This is a genomic window from Undibacterium paludis (assembly GCF_022568815.1).
GTDB lineage: Bacteria > Pseudomonadota > Gammaproteobacteria > Burkholderiales > Burkholderiaceae_D > Undibacterium.
Genome location: NZ_JAKZHX010000016.1, coordinates 108,053 through 123,733, shown reverse-complemented (window position 1 = coordinate 123,733; position 15,681 = coordinate 108,053). Strand labels below are relative to the sequence as shown.

Sequence of the window (15,681 nt, the reverse complement as noted above, 5' to 3'; positions counted from 1 at the left end):
GTGCTGGCCTGGCCGTGTCTTCACTATGTCATTTCACAGGCTTCAGTGACAATTATTTGATAATCCTGGCATATACAAAATATGAATAAGCGACATTGTCGGCCGGTTTATTGAAACGATTCGATGTGTGGCAGGATATCTGTTTACTTTGGGTGGCATTATCGATACCGACGATCACTGCGGCATGATGGAAATCAATGGCCTGTGCCGGTTTGATGAATTGATTGTCATTGGTATAGAAGATGATATCGCCCTGTAAGTCAGGGAAGGGCACATTTACATTCGCCTGGTTGCTGGTCTGGTGATAAAACAGGTCATCTTGCAGGCCACCCTGGTCATTGAGGAATTTGATTTTATTCGTCAGCTTCAAATACCTGAGCAGGACGTTGGGTATGGTCATGCCATAAGGTTCTGGCGTCTTGCCCTTGAAGAAACCGGCAGGGTCAAGGAACAGGCCGCCGCCGCTGATCTGGTTCATGTTGTCTTTGGGCGGCTGTCCAATACAGCAACTGACAAAGTGGGTGCAGTCATTTTCATTCGGAACCGCGGCCGCCGCCGGATCGGCAAAATAGAATGCATCGGTCTGACTGAACAGATAATTGTCGCTACAGGTACGATTGAAATAGGTTTGTGCATAGATGACAGCAGCGTTTCTGTCGTAGGGTTTGGGCGCGCCGACTGATTGCGATTTGAGGTTATAGGCAATCTGCAGGAACAGCGGTTTGTTCGGATCGGCCTGACTCGCCATTTCTTCAAATTTTTGCAGGAACTCGGTGAACGGGTATTCTGCTTCACCGGCAGCAGCCGGGTCCATCAGGATGAATTGTGTCTTGTCAGCACTTCCATCGCCTTTGATACCGACCAGGATAAAGGCATGTGGCGCGATGGCATTCGGTGCCTGGTCATCGTCCAGTGTCAGCCATAACGGACCATAGGTTTTCAGCAGATTGGCATAAAAATCGATAGTGTAATTGGCTGGTGCCGCATAGCCCATACCCAGATTTTCAAAAAAAACTGGCATCTGTTCTGATTCCAGTCCCTGGCCCGCATCGAACAGGGCACGGTAGCTTGGCCCGGCTTTGTCCATGACTTCGGTGATGCTGAGCGCCTTGCCTTCTTTCCATGAGCGCAGCATTGTGGCCGTAGCAGCCCAGCAGGTATCGGATGAAGGCTGTTTGATGAATGGTACGGCCGGTGTGACATGGAAGTTGTACAGGCTGTTATTGGTGGTGTTGCCGTTACTGAGATTATCGACCAGGGCTTCAGTCAGCTTGGCCTTTTGTTCTGCCGACAGGCCAGAGTTCTTGATGGCATTGCTCCAGTCCATCAGTTGCTGCGGTCCACCGGCATTGCTACCGGGTTTGCCTATACTACCGTTGCCTCCGCCACTACTGCCACCACCACCGCTACTGTCGCTACCGCCACCGGTGCCGGTTGAACCACCGCCTGAGATGTCGCGCGCTTTCTTGCCGGCTTCTGCCATACTGATGGAATTGCTGGCCAGTTTGCCGAGCAGGTCGCTGACTTCCTTGCTCATGGACATGTTGCGGAAAATGTCGGATTTGCCCAGCAAGCCCAGCGCACCCGCCATGGCAGTTGGGTCAGGGGCCGGGCTGGGGCTGACGATATTGACAATGGCACTGGGCATTTGTGCCGGTGTGAGGTTCTTGTCGTCGTTGCGCGAGTCTGTGCTGGCTGGGGCGATGGGTGGGGCTTTCTCTGGTATGGGTGAGGTCTGCCAATCCCAGAAGCGGGTGTTGTCGATGATCTCGCTGGCGCTGCAATGACCTAGCTTGGCTTCGGCAAACACGCCACGGGTAGGCAGGGTCATCAGTTTTTCTGACTTGCCACTTTCAAACAAGGGGATGGGCAGGAGTTCGTCATTGGAAGGGAATGCGACAAAATCGCCCAGCACATCAATCGGGCGGTTGTCGATCAGGTCAAGCAGGGCCTTGCCGCCAAACTGCGTGGCTGCAAAACGGATAGCGCGTTCATTCGGGTCTTCCAATAGCCAGATGGCGCGGTTGTAATGCAGGCTGTCAGCCAGCAAGTGCTTCTTGAGCTTGAATATCTTCAGTTTTTCGGCTTCAGATAATTTGTCGTCCGGAGTCTGTACGATAGAGTCAGGCGCTGCCTTGGTCGTCAGTGACAGAGAACTGTTGGACAGCAAGTCCGAGCGGGCTGCATCATACAGCACAAAATCCCCTTCAGCAGCTATGCCGGTGAGTGTGACGTGGGCAAGACGCCAGTTGCCGCCGCCATCGAGCTTGATGATCAATTCCTTGATGTCACCCCACCTGATCGGAGTTTTGGGGGTCAACAAATAGGAGTCGTCATCACCCTGCTCAAAATCATTGTAGCCAGAGCGATCCAGGATACGCTTGTCGCTGTCGCCAGACTCATTGAAGAACAAGTCAACCTGGGTATTGTTTTTCAGGTACAGTGCCGTTGAAACATCGCTGTCCGTGCCGTCGTCCCCCGTCTTGATGCGGATCTGGAACATATTGAATTTATAGTCAGACGGTAATTGCGCCGCAACCATTGTCCCTTTGTAAAACAGCAGCTTGCTGATCAGTTCAAAGCCGGGCAACAGGGTTTTGTCGAGCAAGACTTTTTTCAGTATGGTCTGGAATTTTTCGACCGACTTGTCATCGTTGAAATCGACCATGCGACCAGAGTAATTGACCAGCAGGCAGCGCCGGGTCCGCAGGAATTCTGTGGTCACCTTATAGTGGTGCAGTACCTCGTAATACAGTATCGTCAGCGAGTGGGCATGGTTGTAATTGGCGACTACGCGTGTTTTTGCTTCTGCGTGTTCCTGCTGTGCCGACTGGACGACGACCGTGCTGCGCAATTCGCGAAAAGCTGAGCTGGCTTGCGAAAAACCGTCAGACAGTTGTTGCACTGTGGATGCGGTGACATTGCGGTCACCGGAACTGGTGGAATAGCCGCCACCTATCGCAGCTGATGCTCCCATGGACATGGCGCCTGCGCCATAACCCAGCGACCCGCCTACGCCCCCCATGACACTGCCGCCGCGTTGCCATTCTTCGAGGGCGGCTTCAACCGTTTCAGAAATGCTGCGGTCGCGGTGTGTATTGTGCATCAGTTGCTCGGCGACGCTGAGGTCGTCAAAGCGCGAATCAACTGACTTCCTGGACCAGTCCACGATGGAGATATTGGTAATTTCACCCGGCGCCAGCGGCAGGGTGTAGACCAGCTTGCCGAGGGTATGTCCGAGCGGTTCCCATGTACTCTGGTATTCGAGTGACCAGCCGTGCATGACAGGATTTTTGTGGTCGAGATTGTTCTTGCTGCCATCGCGCAAAATCTGATGGAAGCGGAATTCCTGGGTCGCAAAGTTGGCGGGGTACAGGTTTTCACACTGATCCTGTCCGATGAAAAAGGCCGGGTTGATGGAAAAAGAACTAGGCGAGATGACCCAGTCGGTCAGGCTGGGTCTTTGTATGGAAACCAGGCCGTTCCCCTTTTGTGCGGATGCCAGCTCACTATTGTTGAGCCGTATGTCTGCCAGCAGGGCATCCCTGACCAGGCCAAAGCCATGTTTCAGGATGTCGATTTTTTGTTCAGGCAGCGTCCTCAGATTGGCAATGATGCTGAAATTGCCCGGCGCTGAGGCCGGCGGTACAGTTGCTGCGGCAATTCGTGGGACATCCGTGCCGCTTGTCGGTTTCTGCGTGTCATCAAAAGGGCCTGAACCATGTAGGCGCAAATGTTGATCAATCAAGGAGTGCAAACTGCTTTCTGCATGCGTCAGGTCGAAACATGCATAGCCTGTATGGTCTGACACCAGCTTGCCAAACGGGATCGTAATATTGTTTGGCAAATGCGCTGTCAACAATACTTCCAGGCCGCACACAGGCTGTCCGGAGGCAGTATTGGTAAAAAGCAGAGCGAGCCTGTTATAGGCCAGATTGGTAGAGGGATTTTGCAGATTCATTTGATTTGTTCACTCCAGTTGTTAAAGAGACGCGCTAAAGAGAGACGATTGAAAAGGTGGTATGCAGATGACTGGCTGTCGCAGCGCTCGCTCGAAAAATACTGGCCTGACAAAGGTGCTACATACATCGCAGGTCGAGAAATGTTTTCAAAATAGCATTGCGGTCAATCCAATGTAGTATATAAATTATAATTGTCAAATTGGAAATCATTATGTGTTGATTGACACTTGCGGACTTGGGGGCGCGCACGCGGACACTGAAGCGGACAGGCATGTCAGATTTGTTCAGACGTCAGGCGTCTATATGACATGACATGGGAGAAGCTTGCTTTTGCTGGCCTTGCCAGATGAGCAATTTGCAAGAGAGGGAATTCAGGTGGACACGAATTTGTTTCTTATTGGAAATAAGTGACTGCAAAAATCCCCACGACTTTCTGATTATCAATACTGATAACAGGATTATTGTTGTTTTGTGGGTAATCTTGATTTATCCTGAACCTTATGTTTTTCCAATTGCAATAAGGAGTAGTAATGACTTCTGCAACGCTCGCCAGCATACTTTATGTCGAAGACGATGCCGATATACAAACCGTAGCTCAGATTGCTTTGGAAGTGGTGGGTGGATTTACCTTGAAGACTTGTGTTTCCGGGGCGCAGGCAATCGCCGAGGTCAATGGCGGCTTTGTCCCTGACCTGTTGCTTCTTGACGTCATGATGCCCAATATGGACGGCCCTACCACTCTGGCAGAATTACGCAAAATACCAGGCACACAAAATACGCCCGTCATCTTCATGACTGCCAAGGTGCAGTCCACAGAAATGGAGTTCTACAAGTCTCTGGGGGCAATAGGTGTGATTGCCAAGCCCTTTGATCCCATGGAGCTGTCGACTCAGGTGAGGAGTTTATGGCAGGAGAAGCCCTAAATGGCTGAAAAAATTGATAGCCTGCAAGAAAAACTGCGTGCTCTTGAAGCTGTATTTATACAAAAACTACCGTCCAAGATAGCCGAGATCACACAAACTTTGCAGCAGATAGTAGAGCGCCCGGACAACAAGGATGCGATGGTCGTCATGCACCGCCACCTGCATACCATGGCGGGGTCCGCCGGCACCTTTGGTTTCGCAGAAATAGGCAATCAGGCCAGGGCCTTTGAAGCAATACTGAAGCCGCATCTTGAGGGCGCACCCTGGACAAACGAAGAGCTGCAAGCCTATTCGCAGGAGGTCAACAGCTATTTCGATTACGCACTCAAGTACGACACCAAACCCGTCAATGGTGTGGCCGATAGCGTGCAAGAGGAAGAAAAAGATGTCGGCACGCCGCAACTGATTTACCTGGTAGACCAGGATGAAGCACAAAATCAGGAAATCACGGTACAACTGGAACACTTCGGTTATGAAGTGGTCAGGATGAACCACCTGGGCACCCTGGCGACGGCAGTTGCCCGCCGCAGGCCGCATGTGATCGTGATAGAACTGAGCTTTCCTGAAGGCAAGGTGGCGGGCGCAGAAGAAATAGGGCGCATCAAGCAGATCGAGCGTTTCCGCATACCAACGGTATTTGTGTCGCATTCAAACAGTTTTGACTCGCGCCTGCTTGCAGTACGTTCCAGTGGTGATGGCTATTTCACCAAGCCTGTCGATGTCGTCGCCCTGACTGAACGTATAGAAGCGATTTTGCAAAATCATGAAGACCAGGGTTTCCGCGTACTGATTATTGACGATGACGCCGTCACATCCAAGTTCTATGGTGCGGTGTTGCGTGACGCCGGCATGAATGTGTATCTGCTCAATGATCCTACCCAGATATTGACCGTGATGACCGATTTCAGGCCAGAAATTGTCTTGATGGATGTTTATATGCCGGTATGTAGTGGCGTGGAATTATCACGCATCATCAGGCAGGACAATTCGTATGTGGACGTCCCCATCGTGTTTCTGTCCAGCGAATCCGACATGAGCAAGCAGCTTGATGCGGTCAAGGCCGGAGCAGATGACTTCATCACCAAGCCGGTATCGCCGGAATACCTGAAGTCTTCTATCTCCAGCAGGGCAGAGCGTTATCGTTCACTGCGCGCCTTGATCATGCGCGATGGTTTGACTGGACTGTATAACCATACCGCCATCAAGGAACAACTGGCTTCCGAGATTTCCCAGGCCGGTCGCAACGGTGCACCACTGGCGCTGGCAATGATAGACCTGGATAATTTTAAGATGATCAACGATACCTATGGTCATCCGGCGGGTGACCAGGTCTTGCGTACGCTGGCGCGCCTGCTGCGACAACGCCTGCGCCGCAGTGACATCGTCGGTCGTTATGGCGGTGAAGAATTCGCCGTGATCTTCCCTGATACCACAGCTTCTGTGGCAGCACGTGTGCTGGATCAGGTCAGGGTTGCCTTTGCAAAAATCCAGCAGCACAGTGAGGGTGGCGGGCATTTTGCGGTCAGTTTTTCCGGTGGAGTTGCCGACCTGGAAGCGAGTCTTGATGCAGATGAACTGTTTGATGTTGCTGATGCCGCCATGTATGCGTCAAAGCAAAAAGGACGCAATTGTATCAGTCAGGCATGACCTGTCCATGCCAAATAAAAAGGTCGCTCTCGTAGCGGCCTTTTTTATTTGGCCAGACTGCAGAGGGGCACAAAGACGGCGGCAGCTGTATCCAAATGTTAAAAAAGTAAGTCGTTCATGTCTTCAGTGTACACTTGTATATCTTTGTTGCCTCGCAGGTTGAAGCGTGTTTTCAGAATTTCTTTTAGGTAACTCAACCCTGGCTGCCATGGCCATGCTGTATCTCTTGCTGGCGTGCGCGAGCTTTACGGTTGTCAGACATAGTTCGCCGGAGAGCCAGTTACGCAAGCAAGTCAATGCCTGGTGGCGTATTTTTCCCATCGTCAGCTTCAGTCTGTTCATCTATCCGCTTGGCCCGGCCCTGATGGCATTGTTGATCGTAGTGCTGGCAGTGCGCGAGTTGTCGCTGCATTATGTTGGCCCCCGCTGGCAATTTTTTGTACCTTGCGCTGCCTTCATCTTGTTGCAGTTTGCCCTGCCTTATTGGGGCGGGCTTGAACCAGAATTGATCTTGCCGGTGTTATTGGTGGTACAGGCGCTGCAATTCTCCATCTGGCGGCAGCGCAATCAGTTGTTGCTACTGCTTTTCCTCTTCCTTTGTTATGGCCTCAGTTTTATGCTCAATATCATGAACCTGCCATTTTCAAATGAAGTCAGGCTGGCCTGGTTTTTCTATCTTTGTGTCGTCACGGCGCTCAATGACATAGGCCAGTTTGTCAGTGGCAAGACGTTTGGCAAACAAACTATCGCACCCCGTATCAGCCCGAACAAGACCTGGCAGGGCCTGATTGGCGGCATGGTGATTTCCATGATGGTGTCAACGACACTGGGCTTGTATCTGGGGTTGGCCGGGGTTAAAACCCTGCTGATGATGGGCCTGATTCTGTCAGTCGGCGGTTTTACCGGTGACCTGATTTTTTCTGCTGCCAAGCGCTATCTGAATATCAAGGATTTTTCTGAATTGATACCGGGACATGGCGGCATTCTGGACAGGGTGGACAGCCTGGTATTGACTGCCCCCTTACTCTACCTTGGCTTATTGTTTTAAGTTGGACCAGTCATTTGAACTATGGATGAGAGCATGACAAAAGATTTACAGACAAAGTGGTTGTGCAGTGAATCTGGCTTTGACAGCCATGACAAGACACGTTTGTTTTACCGCATCTGGCAGCCACTGGCGATACAGCCAGGAGCGCAACAAAAAGCCCTGGTGTTCCTGCATCGTGGCCATGAGCACTCTGGCCGCATTCAGCCCCTGGTTGAACAATTTGGTTTTGCCAATGACTGGGCTTTTGCCTGGGATGCGCGGGGCCACGGTCATTCACCTGGTGAACGCGGCGATGCGCCTGATTTTCAAACCATGGTGAGGGATTTTGATACTTTCATCAGACACCTGCAACACACTCACGGCATCGCCACAGAAAACATGCTCATCGTTGCCAACAGCGTCGGCGCTGTGATTGCCGCTACCTGGCTACATGACTATGCACCACGTGTGCGTGGTGTGGTCATGGCGGCTGCGGCATTTGATATCAACCTGTATGTGCCCCTGGCCAAGCCCGCTTTGCGCCTTGCCACCTGTTTCAAACCTGACCTGTTTGTCACCAGCTACATACGCTCGTCCATGCTCACGCATTCTGCCGAACAGGCGCAAGCCTATGATGCAGACCCGCTGATCACCAAAAATATCTCTGCCCGTGTCCTGCTGGACCTGGCTGACACTGCCAGACGCGTGGTGCAGGATGCGCAGGCAATAGATGCACCGATTTTGATGCTGGTGGCCGACAAGGACTATGTCGTCAAGCAGGGGCCACAAAAACAGTTCTTTGAAAATATCTCATCCAGCCTCAAGCGGTATGTCTTGATAGACAATTGCCATCACGCGATTTTTTATGAGAGTGACGCCCAGTCGCGGCAGGCGATACAGGCGGCCAGGGATTTTATCGCGGAATGCTTTGCCAGAGACTTGCCGCCATTGCAGCACTACTTCAAGGCGGATACCGAGAGCAAGAGTGCTGCACAATATCAGGCATTGCAGCAGGGCAAGCTGGTCGGTGCCGTAGAGGGTGCTTTCTATGGCTTGCAGAAATTCATGCTTGGCCGTCTGGGCAAACTCAGCAATGGCATGACCATCGGTCTGGAGCATGGCTTTGATTCAGGGGCTTCGCTGGACTATGTTTACCGCAACCAGGCGGGTGGACGGCTGGGCATAGGTGGCATGATAGATCGCGGTTATCTCGATGCGATAGGCTGGCGCGGCATACGTCAGCGCAAGATGCAAATGCAACAGCTTCTTTCTGATCTGATACAGCAACATCCGGCAGACCAGCCTTTGCGCATACTGGATATTGCCGCCGGTGGAGGACGTTATGTGCTGGAAACCATCAAGCGCTTCCAGAGTCGCGACATAGAAATCTGCCTGCGCGATTACGAGCAACATAATCTTGACCAGGCGCGTGAACTGGCTGGGCGCCTGCAATTAAAGAACAGCATCAGCTATCAATGCCGGGACGCCTTTGCCAATACCAGCTATCGTGAAGACGACGGTAGCTACGACATCATCATCGTCTCTGGACTGTATGAATTGTTCAGCGACAATGCGCTCGTGCTGACATCATTGCGCGGCATACAGCAGTTACTGAAAATCAGCGGTCATCTCGTCTATACAGGTCAGCCCTGGCATCCGCAACTGGCCCTGATTGCTGGCACCCTCGACAATCATCAGGGGCAGCCCTGGGTCATGCGGCCGCGCCCGCAAAATGAGATGGACGCCCTGGTTGCCAGCATAGGTTGCAAAAAAGTGGGCACTCAACTCGGTATTGCCGGTATCTTCACGGTGTCGGTGGCGCAGCGCGATGCTGCAATGCCCGTTTTATACGATTAAACAAGGTCCATAAAGACAGTAGCAGGACGACAGCCAAGATCGCATTGAGCCAGATGCCTGCTACCTGTAAGCCAGTCAGCAAGCCCAGCAGGCCAAAGGCAAAGGCCCGGTCGCTCTTACCCATGGGGCCATCAAAGCGGCGGCTTGACCCTGCCAGCAGGGCGGCAACACCGGCAAACTCCACCAGCAGGGCCAACATGGCGACAGCGATCAGCAAAGCCGGGTGAATGCCGGCGACCAGTACAAAGGGTAAAACCAGTGCTGCATCGGATACCTGGTCGCAAATTTCGTTCAATATGGCGCCCAAGGGAGTTTTCTGATTGCTGTAGTTTGCCAGCATGCCGTCTATGGCATTGAGCGCCATCCGTACAAACATGAATACTGGCAGTCCCAGCCACAAGCAGGGTTTTTGCGGATAACAGGCCAGGGCGAGGCCATAGGCAATCGAAAGAAACAACGCCAGTAAGGTAATCTGGTTGGGGGTGACATGGCATCTGGTCAGGCTTGCCAGCACAGGGCGCAAGAGTTGCTGAAAACGCGGTTTCAATTGGTAGATGGAAAAACTCATTGTTTTGACAGATTTCCTTGCGACATGAACAGCTTGGCCAGCAATATACAGCGGCTATAGCCCATGGCGCAATGCAGGTAGACGGTTTTGCCGGCACTGATTTCCGCATTCAGACATTGCAGTACCGCCTGTATCGTGTCGGCCGGGGGCGTGCGCAAGTCCAGCAGAGGGAAATGCCGGTAGTGGCGCGAGTTGTGCTGGCGCAGGGCGGGTGTTTCACTCAATTCATTGGCCAGGTCGATGATTGTGCAATCTGGCGGCAGTTGCAGGGCTTCGGTATTGCTCAGACGGCGCCCTACCCATAATTGCGGTGTCAGCCTGACGATGGCGGGTTTGCGCCGTTCCCGCCAGGCTACCGCCAGCCAGGTCAGTTGATAACCGGATAAATAGGGCGCATACAATAACCATATCCACCATGGATGTCGGCCTTTACACTTGTGCAGAAAATGACTGTCATGCCGCAGGTAAGCCAGCGCCACCAGCGACAGGCTGCACGCTAGGTAAAATGCCAGCCAGCTATGCAGACCGCATACGCCGACAGCCAGGACGATGCCGGCCATCATCAGGTAATAGAAAGCCACCTGAGCCTCACTGACCCTGAGTTCGACAGCCCACATGCAAAACAGGGCCAGCGCGATACCGCCAAAGACGTCCAGCACATGGTGCTGGTAAGTGAAAACCGTCGAGACAGCGGTCAACAGTAGCCACGTTGCCAGCAAGATACGAGCCGGGCCGGGACGTATGCGCAGCCGCAGGCTTTGCCAGAACAACAGACAATACGCCACATGCAGGGACGGCAATTGGTTATATGGTTTATCCATGATATCGAGCGAAGCATACAGGCTGGCAAGCCAGCCTGGTGCAATAACCGGCCGCCCCCAGCTGTATTGCAGCGGATACATGATGAACACCAGCGACGCCAGCACAGTTGCCAGCAGCATGCGCTGGGCGAGTATGCGCAATTGATTCTGGCTGCCCGCCATCAGGAAAACCAGGCAAAAAAACAGGCCCGAACTCATGTAGGGGATAATCATCCACGGCAGGAAAGGGATGGCCGTTTCAAACGGCAGGGCGGCATGGCGTGTTATGCCTGCCTTGTGCGCCAGCAGGTTGGCGCTCGGATAACACAGGCCGAATACCAGCACATTGAGCAACAAATAACGCCAGCGCTGTGACACAGTTGCAGGGGGAGGCGACATGTAAGATATTGTTTGCCTTAACAGTGTGGTATTTTAGCAGTATGAATCAAGCAAAAAAATATAAACGCTGCATGGTATTTGCTGGCGGGGGCTTTCGTTTTGGTATTTACCTGGGGATGTACGCGGCAGCCTGCGAAGCTGGTCGTGCACCCGACATACTGCTGGCCAGTTGCGGCGGGGCACTGGCAGCTTCCATCATTGCCGGTTTGCCCGACGATCAGAGCCGCAGGGACTGGCTGACCTCTGAAGACATGTACCGGTTCTGGTGCGGGCTGAAGTCATCGCCGAGGGCGGGCATAGTCCGCGCCCTTGCCCTGGCGGCAAAGCGCGGCTTTTTACGCGAATCGGCCAGGACCATACCTGATCTGTTCAACGAATACCTGTTTGAAATCCCGCCGATCCTGCCTTTGCCCGCCACACCTGCAAGCGAGCAGTCTGTGGCAAGCGCCATTGTCGGCGGCAAGCTCCTGTTTACAGAGGCAGAAGCCGGGCAGCCACGAGGCCAGCGCAAACTGTTTGCCGAAACCGTGTTTTGTGACCCAAGAGCAGCCGCACTGCTTGACGGCATGAAGTCACCATTGGCAGATAAGCGCTGGGGGGAACATGCCATCGCTGACGATATAGTGCTCGACACTGCGACTGCGACCAGTCTGGCGGCGCGCATATCGATCACTGACATGTTTTATTTCCGTTGCCTCAGTCACGAAGGGGAAAATTATTTTGGCGGTGTGCTTGATCTCTTCCCCATAGAAATTGCCAGGCAGCTTGCAGATGAAGTCATGATGGAATTCAAGCAAAGTTTTGACCAGGCTTTTTCCATTCCCGCCTGGCGTTCAGTACTGGGCCTTGATGGCAATGCCCGCCTGCGCTATGTCAATGGACAGCCTGTTGATGTGCGCATAGATACTTCCGATGTCGCAGACGTATTGGCCAAAGAATCAGCTCAAAAGAAACTGGACTGGCGTCACAACCGCATCCGCCTGCTCATGCCTGTCACCCACGCCGACTATGTCGCGATGATGGACACCCAGTGGCAATATGGCTATGCCCGAGGCATGGAAGCAATGACCAGGCAGAAAGAATATGACGAAGCCAGCATACGCAATCGTGACCGTTACAGCAGGGGCATGGTCTGATGAATATCATGATCATCGGCGGCACCAGCGGCATAGGTCTGGCGCTGGCGCGTCACTACCTGAAGTGCGGTGACAGGGTGGCAGTTTGCGGACGTGACCTGCAACGCCTGCCGAATGATCTTGAAACGACGTCTCCAAAGCTGCATGCTTACCAGTTCGATATCGCCGACAGGGACGCCATTGCGCAGGCCATGGAAGCATTTACTGTTGCTGATAAAAGGATGGACCTGCTCATCGTCACTGCAGGTATCTACTACAATACCCGCAGCCATGTGCTCGATGTTGCCAGTACCATGCACATGTTGCAAACCAATGTCAGCGGTCTTGCTCACGCATTCGAGCTGGCATCGCAAAAAATGCTGAAGCAAAAATCAGGTCAGCTGGTCGCCGTATCTTCCATTGCCGGATTGCTGCATGATTATCCCGGTGCTTCGCTCTATAGCGCCACCAAACGCAGTGTGCTGAGTTTGTGCGATACCTACCGCATTGCCTTGAAACCTTTTTCAGTTGCCGTCACCGCCATCGTGCCCGGCTATATTGATACCGCAAAACTGCGTGCATTGAATGAGGGTGATGCCAGTCATAAACCGTTCATCATGCCTGAAGAAAAGGCTGTAGCTTTGATTGTTGAGGCGATTGCACAGCGGCGTGACAGACTTGTGTTCCCTTGGCAGATGAAGTGGCTCATTACGGTGTTGAACTGGCTGCCTGCGAAGTTGTTGGTGTTGCGACGTTAATGCAAAGCCTTGCTGAAAAATGGACTTGCTCAGCGTCCGTACGTACTGCACAGGAATGACAAGTTTGAGATATGGGGAATGAATAAGAGTCTGGTAAATCGAGCACGAAAATATCAATTTCTTCGCGCGTCTCCCGATGAAACCCGTATGTCAGAGCAGTTGGGATAGCTAAAAAACAAAGCCCGGTCAGAAACCGGGCTTCTTGTTTCAAGACTAAGGAATGATCATTCTTTGGCCGTAATCCTCTGCAAGCCAGAAGCCTTGATCTTCGCTTCCAGCGCCTTACCTTTGCGTGCGCGCTTGCCTATGTGGATGCCAAGCCCGCTGGCGCTGAGGCTGACTTCCTGTGGTTTGCCGCCGCGACCCAGGCCTATGACACGTACACCACGCTGGCTGATGGCCTGCGCCGACAGCAGGCTTTCCTTGTCTTCGAGTTCCATCAGAATTACGCCACGGCCACCGCTGGACAGTTGCTTGATTTCTGTCAGGCCAAAGACCAGCAGGCGGCCTTTTTCTGACAGGCAGGCAATGGCGCTGGCATCTTCCGCCACGATGGCAGGTGGCAATGGCAGGTCACCTTCTTCCAGTGTCATGAAGGCTTTACCGGCTTTCATGCGGCCGACCATGTCGCCGAGTTTGGCGGTAAAACCATAGCCTGCGGTCGATGCCAGCAAGAGGTTGATATCGATGCTGCCTGCGAAGTAATGCAGGATTTTGCTGCCTGCCGCCAGGTCTATCAGCGTGGTGACTGGCACACCGTCGCCACGTGCGCCGGGCAGGGCAGAGACGGCGACGGAATAGACGCGGCCATTTGAACCAAATACCAGCATCTGATCCACCGTGCGGCATTCAAAGGTGCCGTACAGGCTGTCGCCAGCCTTGAAGCTGAACTGGGCATTGTCGTGACCATGGCCGGTACGGGCGCGTACCCAGCCTTTTTCAGAGATGACGACGGTCACCGGCTCATCAATGACTTTTTGCTCAACGGATGCCTTGGCGGCTTCTTCTATCAGGGTGCGGCGTGCATCGCCATATTGCTTGGCATCGGCTTCGATTTCCTTGATGATCATGCGCTTCATCGATGAAGGATTGTCGAGCAGGTCGTGCAGGCCGGCTTTTTCTTTACGTAATTCATCAAGTTGCTGCTGGATCTTGATCGCTTCAAGACGTGCCAACTGGCGCAAGCGAATTTCCAGTATGTCTTCGGCCTGGATATCTGACAGTTTGAATGCAGTGATCAATGCCGGTTTGGGATCATCAGATTCACGGATGATGCGGATGACTTCATCAATATTCAGCAGAACTGCTTCGCGGCCTTCGAGGATGTGGATGCGGTCATCGACCTTTTTCAGGCGGAACTGGGTGCGGCGGGTAACTGTGGTGAAGCGGAAGGCGATCCACTCGCTGATGATGTCGAGCAAACCTTTCTGGCGGGGTCGGCCATCGCCGCCTATCATCACCAGATTAATGGAAGCCGAGGTTTCCAGTGAAGTATGGGCGAGCAGCATCTGCATGAACTCGCCCTGGTCCTGATTTTTGGATTTTGGTTCCAGCACCAGACGTACTGGCGCATCCTTGCCTGACTCATCACGCACACCATCAAGTACCGACAGGATCACCTGTTTCAATGCTGCCTGTTCTGGTGAAAGGGTTTTCTTTCCGGTCTTGATCTTGGGATTGGTCAGTTCTTCAATTTCTTCCAGTACTTTTTGTGAAGAGGTGCCAGGCGGCAGTTCAGTAACGACTGCCTGCCACTGGCCGCGCGCCATTTCTTCTATCTTCCAGCGGGCACGTACCTTCATGCTGCCGCGACCAGTCGCATAGATGTCGGCAATGGCCGATGTCGGCGTGATGATCTGGCCACCACCGGGGAAGTCCGGGCCGGGGATGTATTCCATCAGCTCGGCATGCTTCATGTTCGGGTTGCGTATCAGGGCAACAGCGGCTTTGGCGACTTCTGTCAGGTTGTGCGAAGGGATTTCTGTCGCCAGGCCAACGGCGATACCGGATGCGCCGTTGAGCAGCACAAAGGGCAGGCGGCTCGGCAGCAGCTTGGGTTCTTCCGTCGTGCCATCGTAGTTGGGCTGGAAATCGACCGTGCCCTGGTCGATTTCATCCATCAGCAGTTTGGAGATTGGCGTCAGGCGGGCCTCGGTATAACGCATGGCTGCTGCACCGTCACCATCACGCGAGCCAAAGTTACCCTGACCGTCGATTAAGGGATAGCGCAGCGAAAAATCCTGGGCCATGCGTACCAGGGCGTCATACACGGACTGGTCACCATGCGGGTGCAGTTTGCCCAGTACGTCGCCAACCACGGCGGCAGATTTGCGTGGCTTGGCCGCAGAGTTCAGGCCCAGCTCATTCATCGCGTACAGGATGCGGCGCTGTACCGGTTTTTGACCGTCGCAGACATCGGGCAGGGCGCGACCTTTGACGACAGAAATCGCATAGTCGAGATAGGCACGCTCGGCAAAAGTTGCCAGGGTCAGTGCTTCGCCATCGCCAGGTGGCGGTGGGGTTTGATCAAATAAATTGGCTTGTTCGCTCATAATTCTTTTTCGTATTTTTGATGCTGTTATATTCCATATAGCTGTTCAGAAGTTGCTGAGTAAGCGTAGCGAG

The 15,681-nt window shown here is 53.2% G+C and carries 10 protein-coding genes; 6 read left to right on the top strand and 4 right to left on the bottom strand.

Features of this window, described 5'->3' with window-relative positions; all coding sequences use genetic code 11:
• Nucleotides 1-52: 52 nt before the first annotated feature.
• Complete coding sequence (locus LZ463_RS24055; RefSeq protein WP_241458839.1) at nt 53-3,961, bottom strand: papain-like cysteine protease family protein; 3,909 nt, start codon at nt 3,959-3,961, stop codon at nt 53-55.
• A 531-nt stretch (nt 3,962-4,492) separates the two neighbouring features.
• Here LZ463_RS24055 and LZ463_RS24050 point away from each other — a divergent pair.
• The 4 genes from LZ463_RS24050 to LZ463_RS24035 all read left to right on the top strand — a co-directional run bounded on the left by LZ463_RS24050 (nt 4,493) and on the right by LZ463_RS24035 (nt 9,416).
• Complete coding sequence (locus tag LZ463_RS24050) at nt 4,493-4,885, top strand: response regulator (protein WP_241458838.1); 393 nt, start codon at nt 4,493-4,495, stop codon at nt 4,883-4,885.
• Nucleotides 4,886-6,532 carry a diguanylate cyclase gene (locus tag LZ463_RS24045; protein ID WP_241458837.1) on the top strand — a complete coding sequence of 549 codons (1,647 nt, stop codon included), beginning with the start codon at nt 4,886-4,888 and terminating at the stop codon, nt 6,530-6,532. It abuts the gene before it with no gap.
• Nucleotides 6,533-6,698: 166 nt separating this feature from the next.
• Nucleotides 6,699-7,580, top strand: a complete 882-nt coding sequence (locus tag LZ463_RS24040) for a phosphatidate cytidylyltransferase (protein WP_241458836.1) — start codon at nt 6,699-6,701, stop codon at nt 7,578-7,580.
• Between the two features lie 33 nt (nt 7,581-7,613).
• Complete coding sequence (locus tag LZ463_RS24035) at nt 7,614-9,416, top strand: bifunctional alpha/beta hydrolase/class I SAM-dependent methyltransferase (RefSeq protein WP_241458835.1); 1,803 nt, start codon at nt 7,614-7,616, stop codon at nt 9,414-9,416.
• On the opposite strand, the gene LZ463_RS24030 is transcribed toward LZ463_RS24035, so the two are convergent.
• Together LZ463_RS24030 and LZ463_RS24025 are read right to left on the bottom strand one after the other, a co-directional pair.
• On the bottom strand, nt 9,364-9,984 hold the full coding sequence (locus tag LZ463_RS24030) for a CDP-alcohol phosphatidyltransferase family protein (RefSeq protein ID WP_241458834.1): 621 nt from the start codon (nt 9,982-9,984) through the stop codon (nt 9,364-9,366). The genes LZ463_RS24035 and LZ463_RS24030 overlap by 53 nt on opposite strands.
• Nucleotides 9,981-11,183 carry a phosphatase PAP2 family protein gene (locus LZ463_RS24025; protein WP_241458833.1) on the bottom strand — a complete coding sequence of 401 codons (1,203 nt, stop codon included), beginning with the start codon at nt 11,181-11,183 and terminating at the stop codon, nt 9,981-9,983. The genes LZ463_RS24030 and LZ463_RS24025 overlap by 4 nt, the downstream gene beginning before the upstream one ends.
• A 41-nt stretch (nt 11,184-11,224) precedes the next feature.
• On the opposite strand from LZ463_RS24025, the gene LZ463_RS24020 reads away from it, so the two are divergent.
• Together LZ463_RS24020 and LZ463_RS24015 are read left to right on the top strand one after the other, a co-directional pair.
• Complete coding sequence (locus LZ463_RS24020) at nt 11,225-12,319, top strand: patatin-like phospholipase family protein (RefSeq protein ID WP_241458832.1); 1,095 nt, start codon at nt 11,225-11,227, stop codon at nt 12,317-12,319.
• Nucleotides 12,319-13,056 carry an SDR family NAD(P)-dependent oxidoreductase gene (locus LZ463_RS24015; RefSeq protein WP_241458831.1) on the top strand — a complete coding sequence of 246 codons (738 nt, stop codon included), beginning with the start codon at nt 12,319-12,321 and terminating at the stop codon, nt 13,054-13,056. The genes LZ463_RS24020 and LZ463_RS24015 overlap by 1 nt, the downstream gene beginning before the upstream one ends.
• Before the next feature lie 224 nt (nt 13,057-13,280).
• Here the strand turns inward: LZ463_RS24015 and parC are convergent, their stop codons facing one another.
• Nucleotides 13,281-15,608, bottom strand: coding sequence for a DNA topoisomerase IV subunit A (gene parC, locus LZ463_RS24010; protein ID WP_241458830.1), 2,328 nt, complete (start codon nt 15,606-15,608; stop codon nt 13,281-13,283).
• Nucleotides 15,609-15,681: the final 73 nt, after the last annotated feature.

Excerpts from the sequence above, each read along its gene's own strand:
- LZ463_RS24055 (WP_241458839.1), bottom strand. The coding sequence starts at position 3,961 with ATGAATCTGCAAAATCCCTCTACCAATCTGGCCTATAACAGGCTCGCT.
- LZ463_RS24050 (WP_241458838.1), top strand. The coding sequence starts at position 4,493 with ATGACTTCTGCAACGCTCGCCAGCATACTTTATGTCGAAGACGATGCC.
- LZ463_RS24045 (WP_241458837.1), top strand. The coding sequence starts at position 4,886 with ATGGCTGAAAAAATTGATAGCCTGCAAGAAAAACTGCGTGCTCTTGAA.
- LZ463_RS24035 (WP_241458835.1), top strand. The coding sequence starts at position 7,614 with ATGACAAAAGATTTACAGACAAAGTGGTTGTGCAGTGAATCTGGCTTT.
- LZ463_RS24030 (WP_241458834.1), bottom strand. The coding sequence starts at position 9,984 with ATGAGTTTTTCCATCTACCAATTGAAACCGCGTTTTCAGCAACTCTTG.
- LZ463_RS24025 (WP_241458833.1), bottom strand. The coding sequence starts at position 11,183 with ATGTCGCCTCCCCCTGCAACTGTGTCACAGCGCTGGCGTTATTTGTTG.
- LZ463_RS24020 (WP_241458832.1), top strand. The coding sequence starts at position 11,225 with ATGAATCAAGCAAAAAAATATAAACGCTGCATGGTATTTGCTGGCGGG.
- LZ463_RS24015 (WP_241458831.1), top strand. The coding sequence starts at position 12,319 with ATGAATATCATGATCATCGGCGGCACCAGCGGCATAGGTCTGGCGCTG.
- parC (WP_241458830.1), bottom strand. The coding sequence starts at position 15,608 with ATGAGCGAACAAGCCAATTTATTTGATCAAACCCCACCGCCACCTGGC.